Source organism: Janthinobacterium pasteuri (assembly GCF_051380775.1).
Lineage (GTDB): Bacteria > Pseudomonadota > Gammaproteobacteria > Burkholderiales > Burkholderiaceae_D > Janthinobacterium.
The window spans coordinates 48,523-66,352 of sequence record NZ_JBNYXS010000007.1 but is presented as its reverse complement, the minus strand read 5'-3'; the positions used below and the strand labels follow the sequence as shown (position 1 = coordinate 66,352).

The window sequence follows — 17,830 nt, the reverse complement described above, 5'->3', positions numbered from 1 at the left end:
GATGCCTCCACCGAAGTATTCAGCATGAGCATGCCGCCGCAGCCGGGCCGGCAAGCCATGATCAACGCTCTTTGTTTTCCAAAAACAACAAATACAATATCCATCGGCAATGTCCACTAGAATGGTGGGCATATGAAACATATGATTAGCGCGCCGGTCGCCAGTTTCACCGATTTGCTGCTCGACGCCGTGTGCATGGTCGATGTGGAGGGCCGCTTCGTGTTCGTCAGTGCGGCCTGCGAACGCATCTTCGGTTACACGCAGCAGGAAATGATCGGCAAGCTCATGCTCGACCTGGTCGCCCCCGCCGACCGCGCCCGCACCCTGGCGGCAGCGAGTGCCATCATGGATGGCCATGCCCAGACGCACTTTGAAAACCGCTACCTGCGCAAGGACGGCCGGCTGGCGCACATCATGTGGTCAGCCCGCTGGTGCGCCGCCGACCAGCTGCGCGTGGCGGTGGCGCGCGACATCACCCAGCTGAAACAGGCGCAGGCAAAGCAGGCCGCGCTGTACGCCATTTCCGAAGCGATGCAAGCGACGCAAGACTTGCCCGCCTTGCTGCACCGTATCCAGCACATCATCGGCGAACACTTGCCGACGCGCAGCCTGACCTTGCTGCTGCATGACGAACACGGCGCCCAGCCCCCCATGACCTGCCAGGCCGACGACAACACGCCCCAGCCAACGTCGTCCCTGGCCAGCCTGCTGTGCGACGAAGTCTTGCGCAGCGGCCGCCCCGTGCTGCTGCAGCCGGGACAACTGGCCGGCCTGCCGGTGGCGCTGCAAACGGCGGCCGTCGCCCTGTCCTCCTGCTGGCTGGCCGTGCCGCTGTATTCTTCCATGGGCAGCATCGGCGTGCTGGCTGTGCAAGGCGCCCAGGACGCCGACATCGGCACGGAGCAAGACCAGGATTTGCTGCAATTTGTCGCCAAACAACTGGCCACGGCCATCGAGCGCCGGCAATTGCAGACGCAAATGCAATTCATGGCCATGCACGATGAGCTGACCCGCCTGCCGAACCGCCGCCTGTTCCACGACCGCCTGCACACGGCGTTCGCGCGCGCGCACCGCCAGGAGGGCCGGCTGTCGCTGCTGTTCCTGGATCTGAACAACTTCAAGCGGGTCAACGACGACCACGGCCATGCCTGTGGCGACCTGCTGCTGCAGACGGTGGCGAACCGCCTGCGAGATTGCATGCGCGAAACAGACACCCTGGCCAGGATGGGTGGCGATGAGTTCGTCGTGCTTCTGGAAAGCAATGTCACACCGGCGGACGTCAGCCTGATCGAGCAAAAAATCCATGCGGCCCTGGCCGCGCCGCTGGACCTGGGCAACGGCCAGCAATTGCACATCGCCGTCAGCATCGGCGTCGCCCACTATCCGGACGACGGCGATACCATGCAGCAGCTGCTGCGCCATGCGGACCGGGCCATGTACGCATCGAAGACGCGCGCCGCCGCCGCCGCGCGCTAGCGGATGCCTGCTTCTGGCGACATTGCCCCCATGCTATATTTTCCTTCGATGCCAAGACTCTTCAAAACATGGCTGATCCTGCTGTTCATCACGGCGGTGCCGCTGCAGGCGGTGGCTGCCGCCATGATGGCAGCGAACTGCCAGCATCACGCTGCGCAGTCATCCGCCGTGCCGCACAGCACCGGCACGCAAGAAGAAAACAAGACTCCTGCCAGGCACCCGGCGTGCGGTGCCTGTTCCAGTTTTTGCCTGGGCGCACTGATGCCGCCCTGCCTCACCGTTCCTGCCGCAGCCTGCACCGGCGCGCAGCAAGTCACCATCGCAACGGCCACCTTGCTGACGGGATTCATTCCCGACAGCCCGCGCCGGCCGCCGAGACCGCTTTCCACTTAAATTCCAAGCAGGCCACCCGTGTGGCCACGATAGCCCTATTCCATCTGAAAGCAACACATGATCAAACATTTCCTATTGCGTGGCGCCTTCGCCGCCATGCTGGGCTTGCCCACGTTCGCCATGGCGGCCCTGCCCGTCATTGAAGTCTACAAGAGCGCCTCCTGCGGCTGCTGTTCCGAATGGATCAAGCATCTGGAAGCGAACGGTTTTACGGTACGCGCAAAAAATGTCGAGCTGCCGGCGCAATACCGCAAGCTGGCCGGCATTCCCGATGCGCTCGGTTCCTGCCACACGGGCCTCGTCAACGGCTACGCCATCGAAGGCCACGTGCCTGCCAGCGAGATCAAGCAGTTGTTGCGCGAGAAACCCAAGGCGAAAGGCTTGGCCGTGCCGGCAATGCCGATGGGTTCGCCAGGCATGGAAGGACCGCGCAAGGATGCGTATGACGTCTTGCTGGTCAAGAACAATGGCAGCACCGAGGTCTACAAGCACTATAAATAAAACTGAGGGGAAATGAAAAACGCCGCCAGGATCACTCCCGGCGGCGTTGTTTTTTATCAGGCAGCAAAGAACTTACTGCCTGTCAGGACTGCATCAGATGCTGTCGAGCACAGCATTCAGGCTGGCGCTAGGACGCATGACCGCTTCCGTCTTGGCCGGATCGGGCAGATAGTAGCCGCCGATATCCATTTCCTTGCCTTGCACTGCTTTCAGCTCGGCGACGATCTTCTCTTCATTCTCGGCCAGGGCTTTTGCCAATGGCGCGAAGTGCGCTGCCAGTTCCGCATCGTCCTTCTGCGCTACCAGCGCTTGCGCCCAGTACATCGCCAGATAGAAATGGCTGCCGCGGTTGTCGAGTTCGCCGGTACGTGGCGATGGCGACTTGCTGTTGTCCAGCAACTTGCCGGTGGCTTCATCCAGGGTTTTCGCGAGGATTTTGGCCTTTGCATTACCCGTCTTGATACCCATGTCTTCCAGCGACACGGCCAGGGCCAGGAATTCACCCAGCGAATCCCAGCGCAAATGGTTTTCTTCCACCAGTTGCTTGACGTGTTTCGGTGCCGAACCGCCGGCGCCCGTTTCGTACATGCCGCCACCGGCCATCAACGGCACGATCGACAGCATCTTGGCGCTGGTGCCCAGTTCCAGGATCGGGAACAGGTCGGTCAGGTAATCGCGCAGGATGTTGCCGGTCACCGAGATGGTGTCCAGACCGCGGAAGGCGCGTTCCAGGGTGTAGCGCATGGCGCGCGTCTGCGACATGATCTGGATGTCCAGGCCCTTGGTGTCGTGATCTTTCAGGTAAACCTGTACCTTCTTGATGACTTCGTTCTCGTGCGGACGGTAGGAATCGAGCCAGAACACGGCAGGCATGCCCGAGTTGCGCGCACGGGTGACAGCCAGCTTGACCCAGTCGCGGATCGGCGCGTCCTTGACCTGGCACATGCGCCAGATATCGCCCTCTTCCACCGTTTGCGTCAGCAGCACTTCGCCCGTTTCCAGGTCGGTGATGTTGGCGGTGCCGCCTTCTGGCACTTCAAAGGTCTTGTCGTGCGAACCGTACTCTTCCGCTTGCTGCGCCATCAGGCCCACGTTCGGCACGGTGCCCATGGTCTTCGGATCGAAGTTGCCATGCCATTTGCAGAAACCGATCATTTCCTGGTAGATACGCGCGAAAGTCGATTCCGGCATGACTGCCTTGACATCCTTCGGACGGCCATCGGCACCCCACATCTTGCCGCCGATACGGATCATGGCGGGCATGGACGCGTCGACGATGATGTCGTTCGGCGAATGGAAGTTGGTGATGCCCTTGGCCGAATCGACCATGGCCAGTTCCGGACGATGCGCGTGACAGGCGTGCAAATCTTTCAGCACTTCGTCTTTTTGCGACGCTGGCAGCGTTTCGATCTTGTCGTACAGGTTGCTCATGCCATTGTTGACATTCACACCCAGCTTGTCGAACAGTTCAGCGTGCTTGGCGAACGCGTCCTTGTAGAAAATACGCACGCAGTGGCCGAAGACGATCGGGTGCGAGACCTTCATCATGGTCGCCTTGACGTGCAGCGAGAACATCACGCCCGTCTTGAAGGCGTCGTCGATTTCCTTCTCGTAGAACTCCAGCAGCGCTTTCTTGCTCATGAACATGCTGTCGATGATTTCGCCCGCTTGCAGCGTAACCTTCGGTTTCAGCACGATGGTCTTGCCCGAGGCGGTGACCAGTTCCATCTTGACATCACGAGCCTTTTCCAGGGTCAGCGATTTTTCGCCATGGTAAAAGTCACCATGGTGCATATGCGACACGTGGGTTTGCGACGACTGGCTCCATTCGCCCATCGAATGCGGGTGCTTGCGCGCATACTCTTTGACAGCCTTCGGTGCGCGACGGTCAGAATTGCCTTCACGCAGGACCGGGTTGACCGAGCTGCCGATGCACTTGCCATAACGGGCCTTCAAGGCCTTTTCTTCGTCCGTCTTCGCATCTTCCGGGTAATCCGGCAGCTTGTAGCCACGGCCTTGCAATTCGCGCACGCAAGCGATCAATTGACCTTGGGAAGCGCTGATGTTCGGCAGTTTGATGATGTTGGTGTCCGGATTCTGGGTCAATTTGCCCAGTTCAGCCAGGGTATTCGGGACTTTTTGCGCGTCCGTCAGGAATTCGGGAAATTCAGCCAGTACACGCGACGCCACCGAAATATCAGTGGCAACGACATCCACGCCAGCCGGCGCGGTGAATTTTTTGATAATCGGCAGCAGGGAATACGTCGCGAGCAGCGGCGCCTCGTCAGTCAGCGTGTAGATGATTTTGGATTTTTGTGTTGCCATGTTCATTCCCTTGTATGCGGTGATGCCTGGTGGTTAACTTTCTTCAGTCCAAACACAGAGCGGTTAGCCTTGCTTTGGACGGCTAGTGTGCCGGCGGTGACGCCGTGCTTGCCCACCACGTATTTTAGACTGTCCTGCCGCTGTTTGTGTATCCGATGGCGACGAATCTTATATAAGACAGCAAATATCTGAAGCTGCCAGGCCCGAACGGCCATTTTCCTCCTTGGAATGGGCGCAGGACAATAGCAAGGCATGTATGCGGCCACGGAGAATCATTCAATATTGGCAATATTCAAGTGGAGGCGATGTCACGCCCGCTCGTTCTTGACGATGCCGCGCACATTCGTGAGCGCCAGGCAAACGTTCAGCACGATCAAGGCCCAGGCCTCGTCTTGCCAGCCCCACCAGACCCACAGCACATTGCTGACCAAGAAAACCCAAAACCCGGCAAAGCGCCGCGCAGCCATGCGCGAACCCACCAAGCAACCAAGCGGCGATGGCCGGCCATGGCAATCATTCGATGAATTCGGAGGTGGCGCCTCCCGTTTGCGAAGAGCTTAGCTGTGTAGATTCGTGGGATCATGTACCCATGCGTAGCTGGCCACTCTTCAAGGCCAGGCAGGCTTTGCGTACACTGTTCCAATCTGATCTTTTACTGGCAGCCTGATGACCCAAGCCCTCCACAGCCAAGCGCGAACGGGCCACCTGATCCGCGAGGAAATCAAGAAATCGACGTTACCACAAGCCGAACTGGCCCGACTCTACAACGTCACGCGGCAAACGATCCGCAAATGGCAGGATCGCGCCAGCCCGGACGATGGTTCGCATTGCCCAAAGACGCTGAAAACGACGCTCACGCCAGAGCAGGAACTGATCGTGATCGAACTGCGCAAAACCTTGCTGCTGCCCTTTGCGTTTTGCAGCCAAGGGCATCTCCTGCACGGCTAACCAAAAACCATCACATCGATGCGGCCGAGTGCGGCGATATGCCCACTTGCAGATCGATGCTCAACGAGCGGCGCTCGTTGAGCTTTCTGCACTGGTTCAGAAAAAATAAATCACACCCGGAAATCACACCCATAAAAAAAGCCGCCTATCAATGACAGGCGGCTTTAATATAAGCATTTGATTTTACAGCGAATTCTTGGTGGGAAGTGCAAGTTTCGAACTTGCGACCCCTGCAGTGTGAATGGGGTGCGCAGATTGGTCGCCTTCATAGGGGAAACATGCGCTAAGCGCAGCCAGATAATATCATTTTGGTGGAATGTTTGTCGAATTGAATTTGCGCCCCCTCCTCACCTGCCTACAGGGCGACGCCGCGTCGCCTCCTCACCTGCCTACATAGGCGACGCCGTGCTGCCTCAACGGCAAAGCCGGGTGACACTTCTTGATACCACGTGGCCAAGGACTAACACGGCAGGCATCTGGACCTCGGTTGCCTTTTGAGCTATCACCATGGATACTGGTTGCGGCCTAAATAAACCTTGGGCGCCTAAGATCGCTAGGCCAGACCGACTTCTCACGCGCACCAGACACATCAAAAAATATGCTCAAGAATGGATACGCCCCTCTCCTTTCCAACATCTTGGAAGGAATGTATTACAACCCTCACATTGAAAATCCGGACAAAGCGAAGACTAAGCAGCGCTGGCAAGAGCTCATGGGGCAGATGATAAACACGCCTCCTATGAAACCGGGGGACTCAAAGACCTTTCACGTCAGGTGGACGGAGAGCGCTCACAAAATACGCGAGCTAGTGGCCAATGACCATTTGCTTCTGGATATGCTGAGAATTTGGTTGCCGGCTTACATTGGACAGGACCAAGTCCTGTATAGAGGCGAAAGCATCGAGCGTTGGGAAGATGGCTCTGTCGGGAGTGGCTGGACACCAAAACTTGAAACGGCTCAAATGTTTGCCGGGGGTTTAAACAAAGTCGGAAAAGGTGGTGTCGTTCTCAGCACGACGGCCCCGTGCGCATCAATCATCGCGGGGCCATCCTCGCACAGCATCTATCTCCAAGAGTTCGAACACACGGTCGATCGACGCAATCTCAACCTCGTGTCAGAGGTCGAGTTTTTCCGAACGGGCTGAGCTCGGAACTATTCTGACAATTCAGAAATAAGCTGCTCACGCAGTGGATGTGGATTTTCCTTCTGCTGGCCTTGAAGCAAGAGCCATGCTGAAACGCCATCCTCGGCCTCCACCTCCAAGTCCGCACCAGCATCGAACAGTAAATAAAACGTTCTGTCGATGTCTTCGTTCCAAGCCGCATGGCCGCATAGAGTGATCATTGGCGTGTCGCCCGTGGCAGATTGAATGTTTACGTCTGCACCGTTCTCAATGAGGTGATGGACAGCCCTAGGATGTGCTCCCCTGCCCCATTTCAAATTGCACATTGCATGGAGCGCAGAAATGCCGCCTTCCGGTGTTTGGCTGTTAACGTCGAAGCCACCCCACATCAGCGTGCGCATGCAGGCAATCTCACCTTGCAGGCCCTCGAAGTCCATCTTATTCAGCGCGGCCCATGCGATCAATGGAAAATGCTTCGGGACGCCCAGCTCAATGCATGCGAAGGCGGCGACCATGTAGTTGTCCATCATGTCGGCCTGGATTTGGCTCATAAGGATCTTAGGATCGCTCATGCAACTGAAGTAGGCACGACGGAAATCGCTGCCAATATCGTGCGGGCTCATCGCCGCCCGCGCTTGCTCGCACACGGCAGCGAAATCGTCTTTGGACTGGTCGCCTTGCAAGTCTTCGGTGATCAAAGCTAACTTGAAAGATTTATCGTCATTAATGTTGACCATCAGCCCCCCCCTATAATATAGCTGGCAAAAACCTCGTCCTGTCGTGCGCGAATACGAGTCACCGCGCACCGTGGCATCCAACTCAGATCGCTCGGCGTCGTGGAAAGCTTTGGACGACGCAACTGCGGCCCGCCCGCCAAATTCGTGGATAGTCAGGCGCTCGGACACGCCCGTAAGCCGGCCCGTTAGGATGGCCACGCAGATGTCCATAGGGCGGCCGTCCGGTTGGCTCGAAAACGGCCAAGTTCCATAGGCGTCACGTTGTCCAGCCAAGATTGAAAACCCATAATAGCTATAGTTGTCGCCCTACCAGGCGCGGAGTCAGACCAAGCCATCCAAACATTAGTCGGTGGAATACCATGATTGATAGCGCCCAGAAGTAATGGCGGCCCCGTCCTTTTTTTCAATTTGGTTGCAATGCACGCAGAGCAATTGCAAATTGCTGACGTCATTTAGTCCGAACTGCGCGAGAGAAACAATGTGATCATAGTTTTCCACATTCTCGATATTCGCCAAACCAGATAAATCACTGTCGCACAAGACGCAGCGCCCACGGTCTCGATAGAAAACGGCGCGTTGCGCCCACTTTGGCGGCCTAACTCGAAGCAAAGTTCCTCGAGGAGAAAGCAATGTATGATCCAAATCCTCCGCATCCTCGACGGTGGCGACACTCAGAATGCTCGACATGTAATCATTGAAATCTAATAACAATTGCCGGTTTTGAAACAACACATGGAAGATTTCTCCAACCGTTTGATCCATAAGCTTTTCATATGACTCAGACAACCATATCTCATTCATGAAATCATAGACATCATCGTCATCGGCATCAAGGTATGACTTGCCCAAATCGGCCAAATGATCCGAAAAGCTCTGATAATCAATACCGTGACGATCAAAGGCATTTTCAATTGGAAGCTTGCAAGCATAAGAATCACCAAATTTCGTGACTATCTTTCTGCCTAAATCTGTCATGCTATGGCAAGAGGGCAACTCCACCTCTTCCGCCTGTTCGGAGTGAACATTCCGGACAACAAATTCAATGAACTGATGGAATACGGAATATTTTTTGTAGGGAGCAAACCATCCTGCCCATTGCCCATCGCAATGAAATGCCTCCAAAGCCACGATATGCTCAAACCTGTTCTTTAATATTCCATCAACAATGGAACATAAATAATAGGTTTCGTAAAATTTTGCCTCAATATGCATGCTATGGATCTGCTTAAACTAGACGTTGAATTCAGTCATTCGCGCCCTGCGTTTGACCCAAGATAAAAACACTATGATAGAAATCCCTACGCCCACACAACACGGCACGCGAGATATTCGCTGAGCACAATATGCACGTAATTACCATCAGTCTGCCCGGCAAGATACCGGTATCGCCCATATTGAACCTCTATCCAACCGTCTGCGACCCTCGCTCCGGATGGTAAAGCTCTCATGAATGCCCTCGATCCCAACTCGGGCCAGACAGCCATCACACCAAGCTCAGGACTCTCGAAAAACGCCTGTTGGGCCTCATCCATAAGGGCAAACGGGACGATTTCGAACACGTCCGGCTCTCCAAACTCCTGGATGCTGAGTTCGTAATCAAGATGCCCCCGCGCGAGCTTCAAGACCACATTTCTAACACGATCCATCTCAACACTCCAAGTCTTATCTCCAAGTAAGTCCAAGGACATCGACGATTGAATCTGCGCGGCAAGCTGTGGAACCTGCGAGAGAATACGCCGGATATTGTCGCGCCGGACTAAAGCAGGATCTGCCGATCCACATATCACGCATTCCACTAGGCATGCCAAATATCGTTCGTCACTTGAAAACGACTGATTACATTGTTCACATGCTGCCACGACTGGGAGGTTCAATGGAAAGGGTTCGTCGAGCAACACTTTTGACGGACAATGATCCCGAGTATCAGGCTTGGCTCCGCAAAAAATGCACATTCCGGTCATACGCGCATCAACAAAAAGCTTCTTCGGATCATTCACCAGTGAGCCCAATCAAAGAAAAATCCCAAGAAGGATGCCATTTAGATAACGCCGAACAGTCTCCACTTTTTCAATCACAAGGATTCTGCCGAGCCCCCGGCATTTATCGCACTTTTTTATAATTGCAAAATAAGCTTATTGAAAAATGAACATGAAGCGTGCTGTCTCTAGCCATCTGCTGTAGAATTTATTCAAATACAAGAAATTTGTTTTATAACACAATTTGGCAGAGAAAACATGCCCAGCGGAACATCGAAAATATCAAATAAACAATGCAACATGACAGCGACAAAGTGTCTAAAAAGTTTCATTTTTGAGCGCAGTCACTTCGCTGCAGAGGCCCGGACGCAAACGTGCGGATGATCGACACGAATATTGCCGACATGCGTCCTCTCAATCGTTTCCTAAAAATGGCAGTCGTGGCAGGAGTCGAGAGCGCGGTTCGAATTCACATCGATCGAGGCGACGATCTCAATGCGCGAGATGGAAATGGACTCACGCCCCTGATGCTGTCGGCGGCCAGAAACAAATTTACTATATGTAAACTCCTGCTCGACGCAGGAGCGAACAAAGGTTTACTAGCCCCGTCAGGAAAAACAGCGCATGCCATCGCCGTTGACGCAGGAGCGCACGAAGCGGCTTCGATATTGATGCCTGTGATTTTTCCGATCGATACATCTGACGGATCGCTCCCTAACGTGGTTCCGTCTCCAAGAGAAGCTTGCTCCTCCCCAGGCAATCCAGCCGTAGAGCCGCCCCTAACCTTCGGCGCCACGAACAGAGCTGAGGATATCGCTCTACTCAATATCCAAATCGACATAAAAGAGGACGAGCTGGAAACAGGGCTCGAATTTGACTTGTCCGGCTGGGAGCCGGAGGAGGACATGCCCCCTCCCGCGGTCGATCCGTCTGTGGCCCAAGCAGCAAGCACGCTCCAAGAGTCCATTTCAAAGCACGAGCCAATAGATTCGTCGGAAGATTGGGAGGACATTGATCTATACCTGCCGGAGCGCTCGATGCCGTTGGCTCGCACTGGCGACGCCGAAACCCGCGAACTGCTGCGCGCATTGCTGCTTCGAGCTTCTCGAGAGGGCAGCGTTCCTCGTGCGTCGCTCGAAGCCTTGTCGCTAAACGATGACCAATCGGAAAACCCCGAAGCTGAGGCACTGCTAACCATGGTTATCAACGATCTTGGTGCCGAAGTCGATGAGCGACTCGAATACGTCAGTTCAAACGAAAATTTCGAGGTCTTCGTCAAGCCCGAGGAAAATCCGGATGAGGAAGAAATAGTTGCGGATACGTTAGCATTTATTGACAACGTGACTAGTCGCTACTCAGAACCTCTCCGCATCTACCAAAAGGAATTCCAGCGAGAGAGGCTAATTTCGGCCGACGAAGAGGTCGAGCTAGGCAAAGCCATGGAAGTCGAACTTGAACGAGCGCTTGACGTCTTGGCAACTTGGCCTCGCGGGATTAGCCTTGCGCTGGCCGCCGGGAGCATGATCAAGTCCAAGCAAAAACCTCTAACTTGGCTATCGCGTGGACCGACCGAAGCGCAACCAGACCTTGAATCAGAGCCTGATAGCGAAAGCGATGCCGAGATGGCTGGCATAGATCAGTCTGATGAAGAAGTCGAATCCGATGAAGACTCGCAATTCGACGTCAGCCTCCCACTTGGGGATTTCGCGTCAGAATTCTCAGATGCGGTGGACAGACTTGCCAGCCTTCCGATAGTTCCAGCTCAGCGCGGAGCTCAATGGCAGGCCGTCCGCGACACGCTATCGTCCCTCCGATTGAACCGCCGCTTTCTCTTGGAGCTGGCTGACGCTGAACCCAATGGTAATCCAGGCTCTGCGGCATTCGAATATAACAACGCTATGAAGGCTTACCAAGCCGCCCGAGAGCGGATGGCGGCCGCAAATTTAAAGCTCGTTTTCCATCTCGCAAAAAAGTATCTCTATAGTGGCGAACCCTTGGACGACTTGGCGCAAGAGGGAAACATCGGCCTGTTGAAAGCCATTGAACGCTACGATTGGCGCCGAGGATTCAAATTTTCCACTTATGCTACCTGGTGGATACGCCAGCAAATTGGGCGCCATGTCGCCGACAAAGGCAGAACAATTCGCGTTCCTGTCCATGTTTATGAGAAGACTCAACGTCTCACTCGCGAAACCCTTGCGCTTGAATCCGAGATTGGACGAGAGCCTAATCTGAATGAAGTCGCGACCCGCATGGAAATGTCTGCCCGGAAAGTATCAGCGCTTCTAAGCATAGCTCCTGAACCGCTACCAATACATGATCTACCTATTGATGAAATGATTGCCGTCGATGCACAGTCGGATTTCGTTTCGCCTGACCCTTTTGACATCGCGCTCAAATCCGAGGTGCACAAAACAATTGGCAGAGTTCTGGCCACGCTCAAGCCGAGGGAAGAGCAAATTATTCGGCTACGCTATGGGATCGGGGTCGGCGACTCATTGACGCTAGATGACATTGGCCAGCGATACGAGGTCACAAGAGAACGTATTCGCCAGATCGAAGCCAAAGCAATCCGAAAGTTGATGCAACCTAGCCGCATCGATGCTTTATCGAGCGCATTCTTTGGATATCCATTTCCCAAAGAGGAGGTTGCTCAAGATGCTCCTTCCCAGCCTAGCGAGGCCGCCCACTCACAAGAAGCCAATCAGATACATTCAGATGCCTCTGCCATACATTCGCCTGCGATCACCACCCCGCCTGCAAAGGCGTCAAGCATAGATAGACTAATAGAGGAGGCCACGGGCTTAGGTATTTCTATTGTCGATGAACGTATAGGAACAACAGGAAAAATATGGATCAATTTTATTGATATACCTGACGACCGCTATCGAAAATTGACCCGCAAACTAATGGCTTTAGGGTTCGAGTTCATGCTAGGGAAAGGCTATTGGAAATGAGTTCAAAAACACGAAGTGCGCCCCCACGCGCGATGGCAATGCTCGAATCTTTACGCGGATTAGGATACTCGACAGCAGCAGCTTTGGCCGACATCATCGACAACAGCATTTCTGCAGATGCAGAAGAAGTCCGCATTGACTTCACATGGGACGGGCCGAGTAGCCGCGTTACCATTCTCGACGATGGTCGTGGCATGGATGACGCCGAACTCGAAAGCGCGATGCGCCTTGGCGACAAAAACCCACTCGATGCTCGCTCCGCCCACGACCTCGGACGTTTTGGCATGGGCCTTAAAACATCGTCGTTATCACAATGTCGTAGACTAACTGTGGCTACAGTCAAAGGAGGCGTCACAAGTTGCCTACGCTGGGACCTAGACGAGCTCGCCGCGAATCCAGAGGGAGGCTGGCTTCTTTTCGAAGGCTCAGCCCACGGATCGAAACCCTTCCTCGCGGGCTTGAAAGGAAATAAGACCGGCACACTGATCCTATGGGAAACAATGGACCGTGTGGTCACTTCCGGCTACACATCAGACGACTTTCACGATCTCATTGACAACGTCGAGTCTCATCTGGCGATGGTCTTTCATCGGCTAATGCAGGGCCCTCGGCCAAAGCTTAAACTTTTTTTGAATGGACGTCTCGTCTCGCCTTGGGACCCGTTCATGTTAGGACATCCAGCAAAGCCATGGACATCGCCGACCACAAACCATACCACCAGCTACGGAATCGTGTCGGTGCAATGCCACGTGTTGCCGCACCGTGACAAGCTAACCGCTGCCGAATTCGAATCTAACGCCGGTCCCGGCGGTTGGACAGCGCAGCAAGGCTTCTACGTCTACCGAAACGAGCGGCTCTTGGTTGCGGGTGGATGGTTAGGGCTTGGCAATTCCCGCGCATGGAACAGGGAAGAAGCCCATCGACTAGCGCGAATACGCCTAGATATTCCTAACACAGCCGATGCTGACTGGAAAATCGATGTTCGAAAATCGACAGCCCGTCCGCCTGTATCGCTTCGCCCTTGGCTTATGCTCTTGGCCGAAAATACCCGCGAGCGGGCCCGGCGCGTATTCGCCTATCGTGGCACGCCAGCGCCCGCGAAAGGCAATATTCCCATTGAGCAGGCTTGGCGTGTAGAGCGCGTCAAAGCGGGCATGCGGTATAGGATAGAAGAGACTCACCCCTCCGTTGCTGCCGTCCTGGAAAGTGCCGGAACGCTCGCTCCTCTGATCAAGTCAATGCTTCGGGTAATCGAAGAGACTGTTCCCGTGCAGCGCATCTGGCTGGACACTGCTGAAAACAAAGAGACCCCACGAACAAGCTTCGAAGGTGAGCCCAATTCGGCCGTAATCGAGGTCGCCGGAGTGCTCTTCAATGATCTGATCGAGCGCAAGGGCCTTAGCGTAGAAGACGCGCGCAAGTCGATGGCGCGCACAGAACCATTCCAAAAATATCCTGCGCTCGTCGCAAAACTAGGGAGTTAGAAATGATTGCAGCAGAAGAGGCAGTCGCGCAGACACAGCTCCTCGAAGATGTCATCGCCACCGCGCAGCGACTAGTGAAGGCAGAGAAGGATTCGTCGAAGATTACGCCCTCCTACATCGCTGCCAAGGTGACGTTGGCAGCGGCGATGTTCGCTACCGATCCACCTATCGCTTTGGACGAAGCCAAAGTAGTCGCCACTCTAATCCAACGGTTCAGTCATCGGATGGGCAAGGCAACTACCCTCGTCGACATCGCGGGGCACTTCGATTGGTTGAATGCAGCCCGCAAGAAAGAATGGCATTACTGGCGACGCTACCGCGACTATCAGGAGTCCAAATTGTCAGACGTGGTCGTCGATGGACTAGACGAAGCGACTGATGACATTCTCGGGCTCCTCGAAGATCCTCTGCGAACCGATTCCTGGGATCGACGGGGGCTCGTCGTGGGGCATGTGCAATCAGGGAAGACCAGCAACTATACGGGCTTGATCAATAAGGCTGCAGACGCCGGCTACAAGATCATCATTGTGCTGGCAGGCATGCACAACAACCTGCGCTCACAGACCCAGATGCGTCTCGAGGAAGGCTTCCTGGGATACGAAACAACGGCAGACCGCGACGCTGGCGCGGCCATCGGCGTGGCTGCGTATGGAGAGGACCTGAAAACAAACTCAGCGACGACCAGGGCAGAAAATGGCGATTTCAGCAAAGCCATCGCAAAACATTTTAATGGTATTTCCCCTGAAGAGCGACCTTGGATCTTCGTGGTTAAGAAGCAAAAAACTGTGCTGACAGAGCTCCTTAAATGGATTCAAGCACGCGTAGCTGATTCACCAAGCTCAATGCCCAATTGGAAATTGGTCACCAAGCTGCCGCTCCTGATGATCGACGACGAAGCTGACAACGCCTCGGTGGATACAGGCGAACAGGCTTTCAACGATGATGGGACCCCTGACGAGGAGCATCAGCCAAAAACCATCAACAGCCTGATCCGCCAACTGCTCCACTCCTTTACTCGCAAGGCCTACGTGGGATACACAGCCACGCCATTCGCCAACATCTACATTCACCACAAGGGCGCCACAGCCAAGGAAGGACCCGACCTCTTTCCAAAAGCTTTCATTATCAATCTAGCCGCTCCATCGAACTACGTCGGCCCCGCCCGCATGTTTGGCAAACTGACCAAGGACGGCCGCGTGGGGGCTCTGCCGTTGGCACGCAGCATCTTGGACCACTATGATCCCGATTCCGACTCGGGATGGATGCCGCCCAAACACAAGAAGACACACCTCCCGCTCCATAAGGGCCAAGAGACGATACCGCTGTCGCTGCGCAACGCTATCCACTCCTTCGTGCTTGTATGCGCGGCGCGAGAATTGCGCGGCCAAGGGATCGAACACAGCTCTATGCTGATTCACGTCACTCGATATGTAGCCGTCCAAGACCATGTGCGTGAGCAAGTAGAGGAAACAGTGCGCCGCATGCGCCAGAAGATCACCCGTGGCAGCGACGCTAATGAACTGCTTGCACAAATGCGCAAGCTCTGGGACGAGGACTTCATCCCCACACGAGATATGGTCGCGGAGCTCTCGCCCTCTGAGGAGCGCCCTCCTGAACTACCCTCATGGGATGATGTGGTAGCGAAGCTGCCAGATGTGCTCGGCGATATTGCCGTTCGCTCCATCAATGGAACGGCCAAGGACGCATTGGACTACGCCACACCCGGTGCAGCTCTAAAAGTCATCGCCGTCGGCGGGGACAAGCTTGCTCGCGGCCTGACCCTTGAAGGCCTCTGCGTAAGCTATTTCGTTCGCACGACCAAGATGTATGACACCCTTATGCAGATGGGACGTTGGTTCGGCTACCGCCCTGGTTATTTGGACCTCTGCCGACTCTACACATCCCCAGACTTGGTGAAATGGTTCGGCCATATCGCCGATGCATCCGAAGAACTCCGCGAAGAATTTGATTTCATGGCGAAGGCGAATCTCACACCGGAGCAATACGGCCTCAAAGTCATGTCGCACGAGAGTCTCACGGTCACGTCGCCCATGAAGATGCGCAACGCGCAGACACTGTCTCTGACTTACAGCGGCACGAGGCCTCAAACCATCCTGTTTCATCGGGATGCCAATATCCAGAAGGCAAATCTTGCCGCGACAGATGCGCTGATCTCCTCCCTTGGTATGAACTTCGTGCCCGGGCCGAAATACTCACGTGACGGCCAAGCCGATTCGTGGCAAGGAGCTCGCCTATGGAGAGACGTGGACGCCTTGAATGTGCTCGCATTCTTAGGTGCCTATGCTACCCATCCAAATGCAACGAGCGCCAAGGCGGGAGTGCTGACGGATTTCATCACAAAAATGATAGCCATCGGCAAGTTGAAGCAATGGAGTGTCGCCCTTGTTACCGGCGGCGAAGGGGCTGGTGAAAAGCACGTCTTCCCTGGCGACTTTGAAGTCGACTCCTTCCAAACACGCTGGACCGAAGATCCTGATACGCCAGGCGCCAAAGACCCGACCATGTTTGCGATCGGCGTTCTCACCGATCCAAAGGACGAGGGCATAGATCTCAATGATGATGCATGGCGAGATGCACTCGCGCGCACTCGCGCTGCATGGAAGCCAGAGCCAGCCCGAGGCCGCATTACGTTGCCGATCACTCCTAGCGGCAAAGGGATTCGCGAATCGCGAGACAGGCTTGGTGGCGATGCTGATCGCGGTCTGCTACTGCTCTATACGCTTGCCCCATACTACAAAGGCAAAGAAAAACTCCCTGAAAACCTCATTGTGCCTGGCTGGGACAAACCCATCATGGCTTTCGCCATCGCGTTCCCTGCAAGCGAAAACGGAATCCGGGTGGAATACGAAGTGAACCTTCTCTATTGGACACAGCAATATGGCCCGACCGAGTAACGAATTTCTCATGGCATGGACGTCGCTTACTGGCGCCGACATTGAGCCAGGATGGCAGGCCATCTCCCTGCCTCCGGCAGGGCCACTTCAAGTGCGCGCCGGCCGCCGCTCGCCTGACAACACTGAGGCGGTGTTGGTAGGCTTCCCCACCGTGCGGCTCGCCGCAGCCGACAAACTCCCCGAAGGCCAGGGCTTCTCGGTCGAGCGGGCCGATCCAGAAGGCAGCGGCAAGCTTTGGCTTGCCTTGACACGAAAGTCTGCGGGTAGCGCGGAGCTCTTCGCGGCCATGGCGTGCGATGTAGTCGGAGCTCTAGATGACGCTGTGATGGCCGGTGCCGACGAAAATAAACTCCTGCGAGTCTTCACAGGGCGCGTAGGGGCTTGGCAGGAATTCATGCGCAAAGGAACGCAAGTTCTCAGTCCTGAATCCGAGATCGGCTTAATTGGGGAGCTCACGCTACTACGCGCCATCGTCAACGCTGGCATCCCTTCGGCGCTAGCCATTGAATCATGGGTTGGCCCACTCGACGGAATACAGGACTTCGAGTTGGGCACTGGCGCGCTGGAGGTCAAAACCACACTGTCAACGGCAGGCTTCACAGCCAAGATCGGCTCGCTCGAGCAACTGGACGATTCGACGCGGCAACCTCTCTTTGTGGCCGGCGCTCGGCTCCGGCAAACCGAGAGCGGCCAGAACCTGCCGGAGATAGTCGATGCTATGCGGTTGACAATACGGGGCGATGCCGAGGCGGAGCGGCTCTTTACTGAGCGCCTGCTCGCTGCTGGCTACATCGACGCACACGCTGAGCGCTATCCACGGCGATTTGAGCAAGCAGAAACGCGCATTATCGAAGTAACGAGCGACTTCCCACGCCTAACCTTGGGATATGTGCCTGCGGGTATCATGAAGGCTATGTATGAAATTGACCTCGAGAAGGTGCCTGGCGAAAACGTTGGCACAGAGGGAGCATTAAGAAAATTGGGAGCAATTTAAG

At 55.2% G+C, this 17,830-nt stretch carries 13 protein-coding genes and 1 pseudogene; 9 read left to right on the top strand and 5 right to left on the bottom strand.

Translation table 11 applies throughout. The features are described 5' to 3' along the window. Positions 1 to 132: 132 nt before the first annotated feature. Genes ACQ4WN_RS09420 through ACQ4WN_RS09410 form a run of 3 tightly spaced genes read left to right on the top strand, consistent with a single transcriptional unit; the run spans position 133 to position 2,370 of the window. Positions 133 to 1,476 carry a sensor domain-containing protein gene (locus tag ACQ4WN_RS09420; RefSeq protein WP_436551292.1) on the top strand — a complete coding sequence of 448 codons (1,344 nt, stop codon included), beginning with the start codon at positions 133 to 135 and terminating at the stop codon, positions 1,474 to 1,476. 48 nt (positions 1,477 to 1,524) lie between these two features. Next, positions 1,525 to 1,869 carry a hypothetical protein gene (locus tag ACQ4WN_RS09415; protein ID WP_436551291.1) on the top strand — a complete coding sequence of 115 codons (345 nt, stop codon included), beginning with the start codon at positions 1,525 to 1,527 and terminating at the stop codon, positions 1,867 to 1,869. Positions 1,870 to 1,926: 57 nt separating this feature from the next. Then, on the top strand, positions 1,927 to 2,370 hold the full coding sequence (locus tag ACQ4WN_RS09410; RefSeq protein ID WP_436551290.1) for a DUF411 domain-containing protein: 444 nt from the start codon (positions 1,927 to 1,929) through the stop codon (positions 2,368 to 2,370). A 93-nt stretch (positions 2,371 to 2,463) separates the two neighbouring features. Here ACQ4WN_RS09410 and ACQ4WN_RS09405 read toward each other — a convergent pair whose 3' ends face one another. After that, complete coding sequence (locus tag ACQ4WN_RS09405; RefSeq protein ID WP_436551289.1) at positions 2,464 to 4,695, bottom strand: NADP-dependent isocitrate dehydrogenase; 2,232 nt, start codon at positions 4,693 to 4,695, stop codon at positions 2,464 to 2,466. Positions 4,696 to 5,003: 308 nt separating this feature from the next. Next, complete coding sequence (locus ACQ4WN_RS09400) at positions 5,004 to 5,126, bottom strand: hypothetical protein (RefSeq protein ID WP_436551288.1); 123 nt, start codon at positions 5,124 to 5,126, stop codon at positions 5,004 to 5,006. Between the two features lie 235 nt (positions 5,127 to 5,361). Between ACQ4WN_RS09400 and ACQ4WN_RS09395 the strand changes: the two are divergent. Continuing rightward, positions 5,362 to 5,604, top strand: a pseudogene (locus ACQ4WN_RS09395) (IS481 family transposase); the annotation flags it as partial. A 637-nt stretch (positions 5,605 to 6,241) separates the two neighbouring features. After that, on the top strand, positions 6,242 to 6,787 hold the full coding sequence (locus ACQ4WN_RS09390; protein ID WP_436551287.1) for a hypothetical protein: 546 nt from the start codon (positions 6,242 to 6,244) through the stop codon (positions 6,785 to 6,787). A gap of 8 nt (positions 6,788 to 6,795) precedes the next feature. On the opposite strand, the gene ACQ4WN_RS09385 is transcribed toward ACQ4WN_RS09390, so the two are convergent. From ACQ4WN_RS09385 to ACQ4WN_RS09375, 3 genes are all read right to left on the bottom strand, one after another. Then, entirely contained in the window at positions 6,796 to 7,701 is a 906-nt protein-coding gene (locus ACQ4WN_RS09385) for an ankyrin repeat domain-containing protein (protein ID WP_436551286.1), read from the bottom strand. A gap of 144 nt (positions 7,702 to 7,845) precedes the next feature. Then, positions 7,846 to 8,715 carry an HNH endonuclease gene (locus tag ACQ4WN_RS09380; RefSeq protein WP_436551285.1) on the bottom strand — a complete coding sequence of 290 codons (870 nt, stop codon included), beginning with the start codon at positions 8,713 to 8,715 and terminating at the stop codon, positions 7,846 to 7,848. An 86-nt stretch (positions 8,716 to 8,801) separates the two neighbouring features. Further along, positions 8,802 to 9,500 (bottom strand): hypothetical protein, encoded by a 699-nt coding sequence (locus tag ACQ4WN_RS09375; protein ID WP_436551284.1) that lies wholly within the window; start codon positions 9,498 to 9,500, stop codon positions 8,802 to 8,804. 359 nt (positions 9,501 to 9,859) lie between these two features. Between ACQ4WN_RS09375 and ACQ4WN_RS09370 the strand changes: the two genes are divergently transcribed. From ACQ4WN_RS09370 to ACQ4WN_RS09355, 4 genes are all read left to right on the top strand, one after another. Next, positions 9,860 to 12,436, top strand: coding sequence for a sigma-70 family RNA polymerase sigma factor (locus ACQ4WN_RS09370; protein ID WP_436551444.1), 2,577 nt, complete (start codon positions 9,860 to 9,862; stop codon positions 12,434 to 12,436). Between the two features lie 83 nt (positions 12,437 to 12,519). Further along, positions 12,520 to 13,920, top strand: a complete 1,401-nt coding sequence (locus ACQ4WN_RS09365; protein WP_436551283.1) for an ATP-binding protein — start codon at positions 12,520 to 12,522, stop codon at positions 13,918 to 13,920. 2 nt (positions 13,921 to 13,922) lie between these two features. After that, the gene (locus tag ACQ4WN_RS09360; protein ID WP_436551282.1) at positions 13,923 to 16,835 is read left to right on the top strand and encodes a Z1 domain-containing protein; all 2,913 of its coding nucleotides are present in this window, start codon (positions 13,923 to 13,925) and stop codon (positions 16,833 to 16,835) included. Beyond that, on the top strand, positions 16,819 to 17,829 hold the full coding sequence (locus ACQ4WN_RS09355; protein WP_436551281.1) for a PD-(D/E)XK motif protein: 1,011 nt from the start codon (positions 16,819 to 16,821) through the stop codon (positions 17,827 to 17,829). The genes ACQ4WN_RS09360 and ACQ4WN_RS09355 overlap by 17 nt, the downstream gene beginning before the upstream one ends. The last annotated feature ends 1 nt before the right edge of the window (position 17,830 follow it).